The sequence below is a fragment of the Halomonas citrativorans genome, assembly GCF_014898005.1.
In the GTDB taxonomy this organism is placed as follows: Bacteria; Pseudomonadota; Gammaproteobacteria; order Pseudomonadales; family Halomonadaceae; genus Vreelandella; species Vreelandella citrativorans.
Window position 1 is genome coordinate 42,649 of sequence record NZ_JABUYX010000005.1, and the last position, 16,406, is coordinate 59,054.

Sequence of the window (16,406 nt, forward strand, 5' to 3'; positions counted from 1 at the left end):
AATCCTGCCTGATTTGATACACACCCTTTTAAGGAACGCTCATGACCCCTGATTCACTCGTAACTCTTATGGCTAGCGTAGACGGCCAGCAAATAACGACGTGGGAAGGACGCAATGTCGCTCTTTTCAATATGCCCTGGGGCGAGCTTGCCATCAGCCTACAAGGCGCCCAAGTGCTTCACTTCAAACCTGCCAATGATACCGGCTGGCTTTGGGTAACACCGACACCGCCCGCAATGCCCGACGTTATACGCGGCGGCATCCCATTATGCTGGCCCTGGTTTGCAGACGAGCGCTACGCCGACGAAAGTCCTGAACGCGACGGCCCATTCCACGGTTTGGCTCGCCAAGCCAGTTGGCGGCTGGACGCCGTTGATGAGCACGCAGAGGGAATTGAGGTGCACCTTTCTCCCGAGCACCCTCTGCACAACCAACTCACCGCACGCGTGGTGGTTCAGGCCAACGCGCAGCGCTTAAATGTTGAGCTTATCAGTGAAAATATCGGCGATACGCCGGTTAAAACCAGCGGTGCGCTGCACACCTATTTAGCCGTTGATGACGTGCATCAGTGTCGTGTGGAAGGTCTTGCGGGCGCCCGTTACCTGGACAAACTGCGTGATTTTGCGGAGTCCGAGCACCAAGGCACGCTGGCTATCCGTGGCGGCATCGACCGAATTTATCACAGCAATGAAGCCGTGCTTCTAGATGATGGCGTGCGCCGCTTGCGCGTTGCCAAGCAGTCAAGTGATTCAACCGTGGTGTGGCACCCCGGTGCGAACCCTCCCGGCGACACACCTGCTGACGCCGCGCGCCATTTTTTGTGCATTGAAGCCGCCAACACGCGCCTTGACCCGGTGTGGCTGGTACCAGGCGCCCAGCACCTGCTGGGGACAACGCTAAGTCGCGGTTAATGCACGGTTCATCAACCCTTGGCTATGCTATTCACTATGCTAGCAACCAAATTAGCCATTACGTTTGCAACGCCGCCAGCCACTAATGTTCGCTCACTACGTGAGCCGCTTACGGCCACGGCCCCATGACTTCTGAATTCAGGATTAACAAAAGGAACGCCAGGATGCGCCAGCCGTTAAGCCGCGAACTGAGTAACTTACTGGAACGAGGCCGAGACCGTCAGCTGCGCTTAGCGGTAACGGGGCTATCACAAGCGGGCAAAACGGCGTTTTTAACCTCGTTGGTGAACCAGCTACGTCATGCGGGCGTCGAGGCAAGGCTGGATTTATTGCCCGCCGCCCGAGATGGCCGCTTACTGGGCGCACAGCGGCTTAATCAACCCGATCTTGGCGTTCCCCGTTTCCCCTACGACCCAGGCATGGCGGCGCTGCGCGATACGCCGCCGCGCTGGCCCGAACCGACACGGGGCATCAGCGAATTACGCCTGCAGTTGCGCTATCGGCCTGCGCAAAGCGGCTGGCTGTCGCCGGATATCGCCCATTTAACGCTGGACCTGTTTGACTACCCAGGCGAATGGCTGCTCGATTTACCGCTGCTGCAGCACGATTTTTACAGCTGGTGCCAGGCCCAGCCCTTGTTGGAAGGCGAGCAGCGGCGCGCACTCTTCAGCGAGTGGTTAAACGCGGTGAAATCTTTAGCCCCCGCCTCTGAAGCGGACGAAGCTCAACTGGCGCACTTGGCTGACGCCTATGCGCAAGGGCTTCGTCGTGCCAAGGCGGCGGGCTTTTCGGACCTTCAACCGGGGCGTTTTTTGCTTCCCGGTGAGCTGGCGGGCGCCCCGGTGCTGCAGTTTTTCCCCCTGCCCCATCTTGATGCTTCCAGGGAAATGCTCAACAGCCTGCCCCAAAGCAGCCTTTACGCCACGCTTGCTGCCCGTTTTCGCTACTATCAGCAACAGGTGGTGAAGCCCTTCTATCGTGATCATTTCAGGCGTTTTGATCGCCAGATTGTACTGGTCGATGTACTGGGTGCACTGAACGCCGGGCCAGAACGGTTTGAGGACCTTTCCCGTGCGCTGCATCAATTAATGCAAAGCTTCGACTACGGCAAACGCAGCCTGCTATCGCGGCTGTTCGCACCCAAAATTGACCGTTTGGCCATCGCCGCCACCAAAGCGGATCACGTAACGCCTGACCAGCACAGCCATGTTGTACAGTTACTGGAAGCGTTGCTAGCCGAACCGCTGAAGGATTTACGCTTTGCCAACGTGCCGGTAAAAGCGCTGTCGCTTGCAGCTATTCGGGCCACCGAGGCACGCGAAGTATTGCAAGATGGAAAACGCTCCTCGGCGCTACGCGGCACGACGCTTGAAGGAGAAGACGTGCTGGTTTACCCAGGCGATGTCCCGACCCGCCTGCCCAATGCCGACTTCTGGCAGCACCAGGGCTTTGACTTCCCCAGCTTTCGACCCATGCCATCGGCATCGGATGCACTGACACATATCCGAATGGACGCCGCCATTGATTGGCTGATTGGAGATAAACTCGCATGACCGACCCACAGCCACGGCGTAATTTTCGCCTGCACGATACGCCCGACACGGTTACCGAGCAGGAGACCCGCCTACGCCAGCAGCAGCGCTTTGAAGCAACCGACGATGACCAGCCCCTTATAACGGCGGCCGAGGAACAGGCGTTGCCCGCTACCAGCCTGGGCGCCCCACGCAAACGCCGCTGGGGGTTAATGTTTGCCTTGGCAGGTGGAGCCACGCTGGGCATCATCGAACTGGCCACCGGCATTCCCGATGCGCTTTCCCAGTCAGCGTGGATGAATTTGGCGTGGCAGCTGTTTGGCATCAGCCTGATTGGCTTAGGGGGCATGTCACTGATCAGAGAACTCGGCCGATTAAGGCGTCTGAAACGCCATGATCGACTGCGTAGCGATTTAGCTGAACTGCCCCAACGCTCGCCCCATCAGGCAAAGAAAATGGCCGAAGAGCTTCGCCAGCAATTAAAGCTTTCAGCGGACGATCCCCACTGGCAAGCGTTTGAGCGCGCCTGTGAGCCGCATCATAACGGAGAGGAAGTTCAGGCGCTGCTGCGCCACCACTTGTTGGCACCCCGCGATCGTGAGGCGCAGCGCCTGATAACCCGTATGTCTGGGGAAACCGCCATTATGGTGGCGATCAGCCCCCTTACGCTGGTGGATATGGCGCTGGTAGCCTGGCGCAGTCTCGCCATGGTCGACAGGTTATGCCGGCTTTACGGCCTGGAACTTGGTTACGCCAGCCGCTTACGTCTGTTTAGAAACGTGTTGCGCAACATGGCGTTTGCAGGCGTAAGCGAACTCGCCGCCGATGCCAGTATGGATATGCTCTCGCTGCACCTGGCTGGGCGAATTTCCACTCGCGCAAGCCAAGGCCTGGCCACCGGGCTGCTTAGCGCCCGTTTGGGGCTACGTGCCCAGCGCCTCTGCCGTCCGGTAGCCTTCATGCCCGAAGAGCAACCCAGAATGGCCGACCTGCGCCAGGACCTCTGGCGCCAGATCAAACGGCTGGATAAAGAGCCTGCCCAGGCCACACGGACCAGGGAGTAGCCACTGGCTAAGCGATTCGCTGCTCGCTCACCGCATCAAACAGAATGGCTTGTTCCATATCAATACGCAGCGCCAGGCGCGTTCCGGCGACAACCGGGCATTTAGGACCAACGCGGGCAGTAACTTCCTGCTCGCCCAGCGGCAACCGCAGCAGGATATCCGCACCGGTCGGCTCTACCACGCTGATATTTGCGTTGAGCAGCGTGCCTTCGGCCTGCGCCGTTAGACGCACATCCTCTTCGCTAAAGTGTTCCGGACGCAGGCCAAGAATGACCGGTTGATTAAGACGCTCGTCCATATCGGGCGTCATACGGCTTTCAGGCCAGGGAAGCAGTAAGTCCGTCTCACCTGGCGTTGCAATTCGCAGCTGGTAGCGGTCGCTCTCTTTTTCCAGCATCGCGCGAATAAAGTTCATGGAGGGCGACCCCATAAAGCCCGCCACAAACATATCGACCGGGTTGTTATACACCTCATCAGGGCTGCCAAGCTGGAGGATATTGCCGTCACGCATGACGGCAATGCAGTCGGCCAGCGTCATTGCTTCTACCTGGTCATGAGTAACGTAGACAATCGTGGTGCCTAGGCGCTGGTGAAGCTTTTTGATTTCGGTGCGCATATCAACGCGCAGCTTGGCATCCAGGTTGGAAAGCGGCTCATCGAACAGATAGACCTTGGGCTCCCGCGCCAGCGCCCGCCCCATCGCCACCCGCTGGCGCTGCCCGCCGGAAAGCTGGGCAGGCTTGCGCTCCAGCAGGTGGGTGATTTGCAGTAAGTCTGCCACGCGCTCTACTGAGGCTTCGCGTTCGGCTTTGGGCACTTTACGCATCTCTAACCCGAAGCTAATGTTCTGGCGCACGGTCATGCTGGGATAAAGCGCATAGGACTGAAACACCATGGCGATATCGCGCTCGGCAGGCGTGTTAAAGGTAACGTCTTCGCCATCAATCAAAATATGGCCGCTGGTCACCGGCTCAAGCCCGGCAATCGCGTTCATTAGCGTGGACTTGCCGCAGCCAGAAGGCCCGACCAGAATCAAAAAATCACCGGAATTAATCGAAATACTGACGTCTTTCAGCACTCGCTCGCTGCCAAACTCTTTACGAACGTTGCGAATTTCTAATGTCGACATAAAAAACATCCTGTTTTGTTATCAGGCTCTTCTCACAACTAGCCTTTGACGGAACCGGCGGTTAACCCACGCACGAAGTATTTGCCTGCCAGTACGTACACCACCAGGGTGGGTAGCGCTGCGATCATCGCCGCTGCCATATCGACGTTATATTCACGTACGCCGGTGGAAGTGTTGACAAGATTATTAAGCGCCACGGTCACGGGCTGAGTGTTGTGGGCCGAAAAGGCCACGCCAAACAAAAAGTCATTCCAGATTTGAGTGAACTGCCAAATCACCGAGACGACGATGATCGGTGCAGAAACCGGCAGCAGGATTCGCCAGAAAATGCGGAAGAATCCGGCGCCGTCCAACTTCGCAGCCGACACAAGCTCGTTGGGAATACCCACATAAAAGTTACGAAAGAAGAGCGTGGTAAACGCAATCCCAAACACCACATGCACCAGTATCAAGCCAGCACGTGAGCTGGAAATGCCCAGCCAACCCAGGGTTTGCGCCATGGGCAGCAACACCACCTGAAAGGGAATGAAGCAGCCGAACAGCATTAACGCAAACACCAATTCGGACCCCTTAAAGCGCCATTTGGTGAGCGCGTAGCCGTTAAGTGCGCCGATGGTGGTTGAGATCAATACCGCGGGTATAACGATCGCAAAGGAGTTCCAGAAATAACCGCCGACGCCATCGCAACGCATGCCGGTACAGGCTTCTCCCCAGGCTTTTGTCCAGGGCGCGAGGGTCGGATTTTGTGGCCACGATAAAAGTGTTCCGGCGCTGATTTCACTAAGCGGCTTCACCGAGGTCATCAACATCACGATAAGCGGCAGGATATAAAACAGCGCAGCAAGAATCAGTACGCCGTACAGCACAACACGACCCAACCGGGCCGCGAAGGTTTGGCGACGAATGACATTATCCATGCTTACGGCTCCTTAATTCGGAGTAGAGATAAGGAATCAAAATCGCCAGCACGCCGCCAAGCATGAGCATGGCACTCGCAGACCCCAAGCCAATCTGGGCGCGATTAAACGCGTGGGCATACATAAAGGTGGCCGGTAAGTCGGTCGCGTACCCAGGCCCGCCGCCAGTCAGGGCAATCACCAGGTCAAAACTTTTGATCGCAATATGCGCCAAAATCATTACGGCACTAAACACCACCGGGCGCAGGCAAGGCATTACCACACGCCAGTAAATGCGCGGCAGGCTTGCACCATCTAACTGAGCCGCTTTGACAATGCTGTCGTCGATGCCGCGCAGCCCGGCCAGAAACAGCGCCATGACAAACCCGGATGCCTGCCATACGGCCGCAATGACCAGCGTGTAGATAGCCATATCGGGGTCAATAATCCAGTCAAAGCGAAAGGACTCAAAACCCCAGCTCTGCACCATCGCTTGAATACCCAGCTGCGGGTTAAGCAACCACTTCCACACTACGCCAGTGACGATAAATGAAAGCGCCATGGGATAGAGATAAATGGTGCGCAGCGCGCCTTCCTGGCGAATTTTTTGATCCAGCAAAATGGCCAGAAACGCACCGATTACCAGACAAATGGCCACAAACAGCACGCCAAAAATCATCAGGTTGGTTGAGGCAACCCACCAGCGGTCGTTCGCCATTAAACGGGCATATTGCCCAAAGCCCACAAAATCGTAGCTGGGCAGCATGCGCGAGCTGGTCAACGAGAGCACGAAGGTCCACAGCATAAAGCCGTAAACAAAGAACAGCGAAATCGCTACCGACGGCGCCAATACCAGGCGCGGAAGCCACGCCTGCAGACCACCAGAAGATGTTGACCGCTTGGCACCAGGCGCTAGGCGCAGCGCAGAGGTATTTTTCATGGGGAGGTAACTCTTATAAAAGAAGTGGCTTACCCGTAAACTCAAGCGCCGCCGTTGCGGCGGCGCCCTACAGCATTTCCTGGCGGTATTGCCTGCGCCCTACCTGAGTCAGGCTAAACCAAGCCAAGCGAAAAGCGCGTTAGAACGAGGCCGCTTGCGCTGCGCTCACCATGCGTTCAGCGGCTTCTTCGGCGGTCATATCAGCACTATTGAAGTAGTTAGTTACGACGTCAAAAATAGCCCCTTGTACATCCGCGCGAACGGCCATGCCGTGCGCCATACTGGGCACTAAACCGCCCTCTTCAGCGGTGCGCTGAAAGTCGGCCAGCGACTGCTGAGCACAGCTGTCGAATTCATTCATATCCAGGTCAGGACGCGCTGGAATTGAGCCTTTCGCCAGGTTGAAGGCTTCCTGGAAAGTAGGTTCAAGCACCAAACGTGCCAATGCCTGTTGCGCCTCACGCTCGCCGTCATCCGTTACCCGGAACATGGCCAGACTATCAATGTTGAAGGTAAATGCGTCTTCCGTGCCGGGTGCCGCTGCACACAGATACTCTTCACCGGCTGTCAGTCCCGCCGCGGTAAACTCACCTTTGGCCCAGTCGCCCATCAACTGCATACCTGCCACGCCTTCAATCACCATCGCAGTGGCAATGTTCCAGTCACGCCCAGGCATACCTTCGTCCATTAGCTCACGCAGACGCTTAAAGTCTTCCAGCGACTCGATCATTTGATCGCCGCCCAGCGCTTCCGGATCTAAATCCACCAACGCCGCTTGGTAAAACTCACTGCCTTGACCACCTAATAACACGCTTTCAAATACCGTAGCGTCTTGCCAGGCTTGGCCACCGTGCGCCAGCGGCACAAAGCCCGCTTCGCGAATGGCCTCTCCCGCGACAAACAGCTCGTCCAGGGTCGTTGGCATTTCAACCCCAGCAGCGTCCAGTACTTCAGGGTTGGCCCAAAGCCAGTTCACCCGGTGGACGTTAGCAGGTACCGCCACATACTGACCGTCATAGCGCATGATATTGGCGACAACCTCAGGCAGCAGTTCATTCCAGCCTTCGGCGTCTGCGACATCATCAAGATTACCTAACAGACCCAGCTCGCCCCACTCCTGGATTTCAGGCCCCTTGATTTGAGCCGCTGAAGGAGGATTCCCAGACATGGCACGCGACTTGAGCACGGTCATCGCCGTTTCACCACCGCCCCCGGCGACAGCAAAATCCTGCCAGCCATAACCTTCCGCTTCCATCAGCTCTTTAAGCACGTTGGCAGCGCGGGCTTCACCGCCGGAGGTCCACCAGTGAAGTACTTCGACGTCATCGGCGTGAGCTGTCGCGGCAAGTGTAGCCCCGGCTAAGGCGAGTGCGAGGGTGGTTTTCTTAAACATCGGCATTGCGTCGCTCCTGATATTGTTATTGTCCTCTCGGACGGTCGGCCTTTAGAAGGTTACTCCAGGAAAAGCAGCAACGTGAGTTACCGAGTGCTGCATAGTGCTGGAGGTTTATTACAAACCCGTAATAGTTTCCTGACGCGGTAGCGTAAGGGTCACGATTAGGCCTTGTTCGGCATGGTTGGCAAGCTGAATATTGCCACCGTGTGCCCGGACGATATGCTTGGCAATGCCTAACCCCAAGCCGCTACCACCGGTATGGCGGCTGCGAGAGGGTTCCAGCCTTACAAAGGGCGAAAACACGCGTTCTAGCTGCTTTTCAGGAATGCCCGGGCCGTAATCGCGTATCTGTAAGGTGACGCTTTCCTCCTCATCAAACAGATAGATATCCGCCTGCTTACCGTAAAAAATCGCGTTCTCAAGCAAATTGGCCAGGCAACGCTTTAGCGCTAGAGGCTTGGCAACAATCGGCTCGATGTTGACGGCACTCTGGCGCTCAATCTTGACCTCCCCCCCTTGCAAGCTAAGCGCCTCGGCCAGTTCTTCAAGCAGTTGCTCCAGGGAGACAGGCACTGGTTCTTCATGCAGGTCCAGCCCTTTTACCGATGCCAGCGCGCCTTTTACCAAACTATCCAATTCGTCCAGAGAGGCACAAAAACGCTCGCGCTGGAGCGTGTCATCCAGCATCTCGGCACGCAGGCGCATACGGGTGATCGGTGTTTTTAGGTCATGAGAAATAGCGGAGAACAGCCGCTCGCGCTCCTCAATCTGCTCGCGTATGCGTCGCTGCATTCGATTAAACGCAATGGCAGTGGCCGCCACCTCTTTGGGGCCGCTCTCCTTTAAGGGGGGAATATCAAGGTCATCTCCCAACTGCCTGGCCGCGCGTGAAAGCCGTGCCAGCGGCCGGGTCACGCTGGTAATGCCCAGTAACGAAAGCGCCAACACGCTCAGCAGTACCAAAAGCCCTACCAGCAAACGCTCTTCAGAAAGCCAGCGATAGCCGCTAAAAATATCGGGCACACCCAGGAGCGTGGCAACGTAAAGCCAGGTGCCGGGTGAAAGCTCTAACTGTACGACTAAAATGGGCGGCGATAGCGGCTCCATCATCAGGCTGTGCTGCCCCCAACGGGGCGGCAGGTCATAAAGCAGCACCTCGTTATTGAGTACGCGCAGATTTTCCGGACGCGAAAATTCGACGACGACATCGTCAATATTAAGCTCGCGAGTGAGCACCGAACGTACGTTGTTCACGACGACTTCTTTTTCCAGCCCTGAGCCAATATCGTTGACCATGAGTCGGCGCTCGTTAACGCTCACAAAAAAACGCGTGCCGCCCATATTACGCAGCTGATCAAGCACGATGTGACGATAATCCACGGGCAGTGAGCGGAAAAACTTCATGGTGGAGGCGATGCTAAACGCCATATTAGTAGATAGCTCATCCAGCTGGGCCAAATGGCTGGAGCGCACCTGGGATGTCCAGATCGCGTAGCTGGCCCCTTGAGCCACCAGCACTCCTGCGATCATGATAATGACAAAGCGCCCACGCAGAGAGGCGGGCAGCCAGCGGGCCAGCCTACGTCTAATGCCTCTCCATCCTGTCGCTTTCACGTTAATGCATCTACCTGGGCGGTTAACACATAGCCCGCCCCTCGCACCGTGCGGATCAGTTGTGAATGCTGAGCATCTTCGCCCAACCGCTGGCGAAGCCGACAAACGTGAACATCAATGGAGCGATCAAACGGCGGCGCGTCTCTCCCCCGGGTCAGCGCATAGAGATCATCCCGCGAGAGCACCGTGGCAGGGTGTTCCAGAAACACTTGAAGTAGTTGAAAATCGGCCCCTGAGAGCGAGGTACGCTCACCCTTCTCGTCAATCAGCTCTCGCGTCATGCGATCCAGCTGCCACTGACCGAACCCCACCCAACGCGCTTGCCCTGTGGGAATAGGCGCCGCATCACTGCGCGTACGCCGCAATACTGCTTTAATGCGCGCTAACAGCTCGCGGGGGTTAAATGGCTTGCTCAGGTAGTCATCAGCACCTAACTCCAGGCCGAGAATTCGATCGGTCTCATCAGCACTGGCCGTGAGCATAATAATCGGCACATCGCTATGTTTTCTCACATCACGGCAGATGGTAAACCCGTCATCGCCGGGCAACATTAAATCGACAATCAGCAAGTCGGGAGAACACTCCAAGCGCAGAGCATGTAGCGCTTCGGCGCCATCGGCGGTGAAAACACGATAACCGTGGCGACCCAGATAATCAGCAAGCAGCTCACGAATTTCCGGATCGTCATCGACCACAATCAAGGTAGCAGCGGGTGTCGTCATTGCAGCGGCTTTGGCCCTATGTTGTTGTCGTTCTGGGGCCATGATGATGGTCGAGGGGACCAGGCATCTCAAGTCCCCTTCGACTAATGATGGAACGGGCGCTAACGAATCTTCTTTTTAATGTCGCTTTCAGAGTGCAAATCGCTCGCGTAACAGCTCGGCCACACCGGCATCGCCGTGGTGGCCTATCTGCCGCGCGGCGTTTAGCCTGCCGGCCATTTCTGGGTGTGAGTTAATCATGAAGTGCGGCTCGCCCACCAGGCTTAGCATCTCAACGTCGTTGAGGTTGTCGCCAAAAGCGAGGCAATCTTCAGGTGCAACCGAGAGGCGCTTGAGCAGCGCCGACAGTGCCACTCCCTTATTGACGCCTCCCGCCATAATCTCTAACGAATCGCTGGTTGAATAAGTCACGTGAAGCGAGCCATCATTAATTTCGCGGATGGCGGTTTCGACCTTTAACAGCGCATCGGGGCGCCCGCCGTAAAGCACCTTACCTATCCCCTCGGTAGGCATCTTCTCCGGCGGCACCACTTGGTAGACAAAGCCCGTGGCTGCATGCATTTCCAAATGGCTGGGCGACTCAGCATCTATGTACCAGGCATCGTCCAGGTAAAGGCTTAACCGTACATTGTCCGGGCGCGGCAATTTAATCAACGCGGCAGCCTGAGGGGACCCGACATGGTAGGCCGCCAGCAATTGATCGTTAGGGTCGTGTGTATAGGCACCGTTACTGCTGATTAAATGGATGGGGACATTGAGCTGATCTCTAAAGACACGCATATCGGCGTAGTGGCGTCCTGATGCAAGCACCAAGTGATGCCCCTGGTTTACCAACGTTCTTAAGACCTCAATGGTATCTTCGTGCAAGCGATGGTCGCGCCCCAACAGGGTGCCATCAAGATCAGAAGCAATCAGCCGTGGTGTCATAACGTGCGCTCTCCATTAATGAAACATCAGCTTAACCGATCCTCCTCAAGCTATGTAACACCTTGATACTATCTAAGATACTATCTAACTAACATCAACTTCCACGGCGGATAATTGGCGCAGCCCCTGGGAATCCGTATAGTGGCAAGCTACTCTCGCCAACTGATTGATCTCATGCTTCAGAATAATTCTATGCTTGCTCAGCTCAAGCAACAAATTCGTGATACCACCCCGCGCGCTGAAGGGGTGATTAAAGCCACCGAGAAAGGCTTTGGCTTTCTCGAAACCGATAACGGTGAATCCTACTTCGTGCCGCCTCCCGCGATGAAGCAGGTGATTCACGGTGACCGCGTAGAAGCGGTGATTCACGAAAACGGTGACAAGAAATCGGTTGAGCCTGAAAAGCTGATTGAAGCCGGTCTTGACCGCTTTGTGGCGCGTGTTCAAAAGCGCGAAGATCGTTTGGCCGTCGTCCCTGATCACTCTTCTATTCGTAATGTGATCAAGTCACGTATCAAAAACAGCCTGGATGAAGCCAGCATTGCCGATGGTGACTGGGTGGTTGCCCGCCTGGTTCGCCATCCGCTTAAAGAGAATGACCGCGGCTTTTTTGCCCAGATTGATGAGCTGGTCGCCAAGTCGGACGACCCTGCGGTGCCATGGCGCGTCACACTTGCCCGTCACGCGCTGGAACAGGACTGCCCCGATGCGGGCACCGAATGGCCATTACACGAAGAAGGCCTGACCCGCGAAGACCTTACCGAGCAGCCCTTCTTCACTATCGACGGTGAAAAAACCCGCGATATGGATGATGCGCTACACGTAAGCAAACACGCGGAAGGCGGCTGGCAGCTAAGCGTCGCGATTGCGGACCCCACTGCCTATGTAGAAGAGGGGCATGCCGCTGACCTGGAAGCACGTACCCGCGCCTTCACCGTGTACCTACCGGGCCAAAACGTGACCATGCTGCCGGAACAGTTGGCCGATGACCTGTGTTCGCTACGGGAAGGCCAAGAGCGTCCGACACTCGCTTGCACGTTGGTTATCAATGCCGACGGCAGCTTGGGTGACTACCGCTTCTTCGCGGCGAACGTTAAATCGCACGCCAGGCTCGTGTATGACCGCGTTTCTGACTGGATTGACGGTCAAGGCGATTGGGCACCCGAAGATAACATCGCCGAGCAGCTTACTGCGCTGCAGGAGCTCACCGAAGCACGTACCGCCTGGCGCAACGAGCACGCACTGGTCTTTAAAGATCGCCCCGATTACGTTTTTGAGCTGGATGCGGCAGGCAATGTGCTGGCGATCAATACCGAAGACCGGCGCATCGCCAACCGCATGATTGAAGAGTCGATGATTGCGGCCAACGCCTGCTGCGCGGACTTCCTGGCAAGCCACATCGGCCACGGTATCTTTAACGTGCATCGTGCCTTTGAGCCTGAAAAAGCCGAGGCGGCGCAAGAGTTCCTGGCAAGCCAGGAGATTACCGTTGAGCGTGAAGCGTTAACGGAACTTGATCACTACAAAGAGCTTAAGCGCGCGCTTGAGAGCCGCGATGACGCTTGGCTGGATGCCCGTCTGCGTCGTTTCCAGGGCTTTACCAGCATGTCTGCTCAGCCCGGCCCGCACTTTGGCCTTGGCTTGGCTGCTTACGCGACCTGGACATCGCCGATTCGTAAGTATGGCGATATGGTCAATCACCGTTTGATCAAACGCGTACTGAAAAGCGAACAGGCCCCGGCAGAAGCAAGCCAGGCGTTAACCGAGCAGCTCACCGAGCGCCGCCGCCTAAACCGGATGGCCGAGCGTGATGTGAAAGACTGGCTCTACGTGCGCTTCTTAACGCCTGCGGCGCAGAACCAGGACACGTTTGAAGCTGACATTATGGCGATTAACCGTGGCGGAATGCGCGTACGCCTGATTGAGAATGGCGCTACCGCGTTTGTTCCAGCTCCCTTGATGCATAGCGACCGCGACAAAGTGGCTATCGATGATAAAGAGGGACGCATTCAGATCGAGGGTGAAGAGCGCTATAAACTGGGCGATAGCCTGCGTGTTGCGCTGGTAGAAGCGCGTGAAGAGACCCGTTCGCTGGTGGCACGCCCCGCCTAAAGTGTCTGCCCGCCCATATGGGCGGGCTTATGACCTCGGCAACCTGGCAATAGCCGCTTGCCGCTTGCTTCAGCGGTCAACAAAATGACACATTATACAGGGGGCGCCTGCAGCCCCCTGCGTTTGCAATCATAAGTCGCCCGCTCAACTATCAGTGGTTCGAGGAGGTATCGGCGTAGTGCATATTGCCGACATGACCATGTTTTATGCGCCCTCCAGTGGCGGCGTACGTACCTATCTTGATGCCAAGCGTCATCGCTTGAACGCCCTGGCCGATGCTCGCCATACCCTGCTGGTGCCTGGCGAGCGCCATGTGTATATAGCCCAAGATCACCGTGTTGATGTGCCCGCAACCCCACTGCCTTTCAGCAATGGCTATCGCTTCCCATTGACAAGGCGTCCCTGGCGGCGAGCGCTTAATGAGGTGCGTCCGGACCTGATCGAAGCCGGCGACCCGTATACCGTCGGCTGGGCGGCCATCGCAAGCGCCCGTGAGCTCGATATCCCGCTGATAGCCTTTTACCACTCCGACCTACCCACCATGATCAGCAATCGGCTAGGGGGCTGGTCACGTTCGTTGATCAATGGCTACATCTCGCGGCTTTATGATCACTATGATCGCGTCCTCGCTCCGAGCCGTGTGATGGCAGAGCGACTCGAAGGGCTGGGTATTAAGGAGGTTCGCGTTCAGCCGCTGGGCGTAGATCTCACCACCTTTCGTCCTGAACTTCGCGATGAGCAGGTCAGGGTCGAGCTGGGGCTTGATGATGACACACGCCTGCTGGTTTTTGCCGGGCGTGGCTCGCAGGAAAAAAACCTGTCGATCCTGCTGGAGACCATGCGCCGCCTGAAGAGCGGCACATCCACACAGCGCTATCATTTACTGATGATCGGCTCCTCAATGCCAACTCAGGTTCCCGACAACGTAACGGTCATCAATCATTTTTGCCCGACCGCCGAGATTGCACGTTATTTCGCCAGTAGCGATGCGTTGTTGCATGCGGGCACCCAGGAAACCTTCGGGCTGATTGTGCTGGAAGCCATGGCTTGTGGCATTCCGGTAGTGGCAGCCCGCGCCGGTGCGCTGACCGAAAACATTCCCGAAGAGTGCGGAATGCTGTGTCGACCACTGGACAGTGAAGATATGGCTCGCAGCATTCAGGCGCTTTTCGAAAACGATGCAAAAGCCATGGGCCGTCGCGCGCGCGCGCATGTAGAACGCCATCATGACTGGGATATCGTCGTGCAGGGGGTTATGCAGCACTATCGCGAACTTCTCGGCATTAGTCATACGGCAACGGTGAGCGCACAGCATGGCTAACAGGGAATTTGCACTGGTACTCCATGACATTGCCCCCATCACCTGGCCGGACTATCGCGCCTTTGTCGAGGAGGTCGATAGCATGGGAAAAATCCCCATGACTTGGCTTGTCGTGCCTGACTTTCATCATCGCAGTAACACCTTTAAAGACACCGACATGCTGCAGCTTCTGCATCAGCGCAGGGAGCGCGGAGACGAACTGGCGTTACATGGTTTCTATCACTGCGATGATGCGCCCGCCCCCCGCACGCCGCGCGATTACTTCATGCGACGGCTTTATACCTATGAAGGTGAGTTTTACCCGCTCAGCTACGCTGATGCGCTTGAACGTTTACAGCGTGGCGTCGAACTTTTTCGTGCTCAAGACTGGCCACTGGAGGGATTCGTTGCGCCCGCCTGGCTTTTAGGCGAAGGCGCACGGCAGGCACTGAAAACCCAAGGGTTTACCTATACCAGCGACCCCGGCCAGCTGTACTTTCTGCCAGACTACACACCGATTAAGGCGCCCTCGCTAGTGTGGAGCGCACGCAGCCGCTGGCGGCGCGGTATGTCCTGGGTCGTTAATGAGCGGGCCAGGCGTCGTCATCGTCAAGCGCCACTGATTCGCCTGGGGTTACACCCCGTGGATATGTGCCATGCTATTTCAAGGCGCTACTGGCTGACGACGATTCGGCGCCTGTTAGAAGAAGGCTATCGGCCCACCACCAAGATCAGTTGGTTACAGCGCCATTGCAGTCAGCACGATCAGACTGGCACCTTATCATCACGTATGGGTACCCGCCTTGAAAACGCTCGCCCAGCGCCAAACCCACCCCTGAATAATTAAACGCATGCAAAGAACACTCTGGCTGCTGACCGCAGGTCTCATCGCTGTTATGGCCATCCCTCTATTATTGGGCGGCACTGACCTTATCCATCTACTTGCCGGTTTTCCACCAAGTCTGTTTGCGCTGATGCTGTGCATGATATTGGTCTGCTGGCTGCTTAACGGTGCCAAGCTGCGTGTTCTACTGGCGGGACGCGCCGGCAACATGGGCCTGATGCGTGCAACCGGTACGGTAATGGCCACTGAATTCGCCATTTGCGCCACGCCAGGGGGAAGCGGTGGGCCATTGACACTGATCGCCCTTCTCACGCGACGTGGCGTACGACCCGCGCAGACCACTGCCATTTTTGCTGTAGACCAGATCATTGACCTGCTGTTTTTTCTCTGTTCGATGATCGCGATGATGATTTATGTCATCACGCGCTCCATTGATGCCCGCCTAGGATGGATGTTGGTGGTGCCCATGGCACTCTTGTGCCTGGCGCTGCTCGGCGTCGTTCTCATAGGCCGCTATCATCGCCGCGTACTAATTGTGACCGGCCGCCTACTGTCTCGAATGCGTGTCAGTGCACGGCTCCAGCATGCTATGGTGCGCCGCATCCTGCTCTTTAAGCAGGCCTTTACCGAAACCCTTCAGTTGCCGCGCTCCGCGCTGGCCTTGGCCTTCGGATTCGGGATCGTGCACTGGATCGTGCGCTACAGCATTCTCTACGTCACGCTGTACGGCCTTGGACAACATCTGGACTGGGCATGGACCTTCCTGGTGCAGATGCTCTCCATGGCGGCTGGCCAGCTGACCCTGCTGCCCGGCGGTGCTGGGGGCGCAGAGCTCTCCTCGTCGGCCCTGCTGGCCCCTATAGTGGGTCAAAGCAGTGCGGCAGCCGCCATCTTGATCTGGCGTGCTGTCACCTACTATTTTTATCTGATCGCCGGGGCGCCGGTATTTATGCTGATGGCAGGACGCCCGCTACTCAGAAAAATTCTTGAAGGGCGCAAGCGTGAGGCCGAGGAGTAAA

At 56.7% G+C, this 16,406-nt stretch carries 14 protein-coding genes; 7 read left to right on the forward strand and 7 right to left on the reverse strand.

Annotation, left to right across the window (positions count from 1 at the left end; genetic code table 11):
- Positions 1–41: 41 nt before the first annotated feature.
- The 3 genes from INT20_RS07850 to INT20_RS07860 all read left to right on the forward strand — a co-directional run bounded on the left by INT20_RS07850 (position 42) and on the right by INT20_RS07860 (position 3,507).
- Positions 42–911 carry a D-hexose-6-phosphate mutarotase gene (locus INT20_RS07850; RefSeq protein ID WP_193056743.1) on the forward strand — a complete coding sequence of 290 codons (870 nt, stop codon included), beginning with the start codon at positions 42–44 and terminating at the stop codon, positions 909–911.
- A 164-nt stretch (positions 912–1,075) separates the two neighbouring features.
- Positions 1,076–2,464, forward strand: coding sequence for a YcjX family GTP-binding protein (locus INT20_RS07855; protein ID WP_193056744.1), 1,389 nt, complete (start codon positions 1,076–1,078; stop codon positions 2,462–2,464).
- On the forward strand, positions 2,461–3,507 hold the full coding sequence (locus tag INT20_RS07860; protein WP_193056745.1) for a YcjF family protein: 1,047 nt from the start codon (positions 2,461–2,463) through the stop codon (positions 3,505–3,507). The genes INT20_RS07855 and INT20_RS07860 overlap by 4 nt, the downstream gene beginning before the upstream one ends.
- 7 nt (positions 3,508–3,514) lie before the next feature.
- Here INT20_RS07860 and INT20_RS07865 read toward each other — a convergent pair whose 3' ends face one another.
- The 7 genes from INT20_RS07865 to INT20_RS07895 all read right to left on the reverse strand — a co-directional run bounded on the left by INT20_RS07865 (position 3,515) and on the right by INT20_RS07895 (position 11,131).
- Positions 3,515–4,636: an ABC transporter ATP-binding protein gene (locus INT20_RS07865; RefSeq protein WP_193056746.1), complete on the reverse strand. Its 1,122-nt coding sequence runs from the start codon at positions 4,634–4,636 to the stop codon at positions 3,515–3,517.
- 38 nt (positions 4,637–4,674) lie between these two features.
- The gene (locus INT20_RS07870; protein WP_193056747.1) at positions 4,675–5,553 is read right to left on the reverse strand and encodes a carbohydrate ABC transporter permease; all 879 of its coding nucleotides are present in this window, start codon (positions 5,551–5,553) and stop codon (positions 4,675–4,677) included.
- Positions 5,546–6,472 carry a carbohydrate ABC transporter permease gene (locus tag INT20_RS07875; protein WP_172117198.1) on the reverse strand — a complete coding sequence of 309 codons (927 nt, stop codon included), beginning with the start codon at positions 6,470–6,472 and terminating at the stop codon, positions 5,546–5,548. The genes INT20_RS07870 and INT20_RS07875 overlap by 8 nt, the downstream gene beginning before the upstream one ends.
- Positions 6,473–6,611: 139 nt before the next feature.
- A complete protein-coding gene (locus tag INT20_RS07880) occupies positions 6,612–7,871 on the reverse strand; it encodes an ABC transporter substrate-binding protein (protein WP_193054827.1) in 1,260 nt (419 codons plus the stop codon).
- A 111-nt stretch (positions 7,872–7,982) separates the two neighbouring features.
- The gene (locus INT20_RS07885; RefSeq protein ID WP_193056799.1) at positions 7,983–9,398 is read right to left on the reverse strand and encodes an ATP-binding protein; all 1,416 of its coding nucleotides are present in this window, start codon (positions 9,396–9,398) and stop codon (positions 7,983–7,985) included.
- Between the two features lie 80 nt (positions 9,399–9,478).
- On the reverse strand, positions 9,479–10,204 hold the full coding sequence (locus INT20_RS07890) for a response regulator (protein ID WP_193056748.1): 726 nt from the start codon (positions 10,202–10,204) through the stop codon (positions 9,479–9,481).
- A 129-nt stretch (positions 10,205–10,333) separates the two neighbouring features.
- Positions 10,334–11,131: an HAD family hydrolase gene (locus INT20_RS07895; protein ID WP_193056749.1), complete on the reverse strand. Its 798-nt coding sequence runs from the start codon at positions 11,129–11,131 to the stop codon at positions 10,334–10,336.
- 174 nt (positions 11,132–11,305) lie between these two features.
- On the opposite strand from INT20_RS07895, the gene INT20_RS07900 reads away from it, so the two are divergent.
- The 4 genes from INT20_RS07900 to INT20_RS07915 all read left to right on the forward strand — a co-directional run bounded on the left by INT20_RS07900 (position 11,306) and on the right by INT20_RS07915 (position 16,405).
- Positions 11,306–13,243, forward strand: coding sequence for an exoribonuclease II (locus tag INT20_RS07900; RefSeq protein WP_193056800.1), 1,938 nt, complete (start codon positions 11,306–11,308; stop codon positions 13,241–13,243).
- 178 nt (positions 13,244–13,421) lie between these two features.
- The gene (locus INT20_RS07905; RefSeq protein ID WP_193056750.1) at positions 13,422–14,564 is read left to right on the forward strand and encodes a glycosyltransferase family 4 protein; all 1,143 of its coding nucleotides are present in this window, start codon (positions 13,422–13,424) and stop codon (positions 14,562–14,564) included.
- Entirely contained in the window at positions 14,557–15,390 is an 834-nt protein-coding gene (locus INT20_RS07910; RefSeq protein ID WP_193056751.1) for a DUF2334 domain-containing protein, read from the forward strand. The genes INT20_RS07905 and INT20_RS07910 overlap by 8 nt, the downstream gene beginning before the upstream one ends.
- Before the next feature lie 4 nt (positions 15,391–15,394).
- Complete coding sequence (locus INT20_RS07915; RefSeq protein WP_193056752.1) at positions 15,395–16,405, forward strand: lysylphosphatidylglycerol synthase transmembrane domain-containing protein; 1,011 nt, start codon at positions 15,395–15,397, stop codon at positions 16,403–16,405.
- Position 16,406 lies beyond the last annotated feature (1 nt).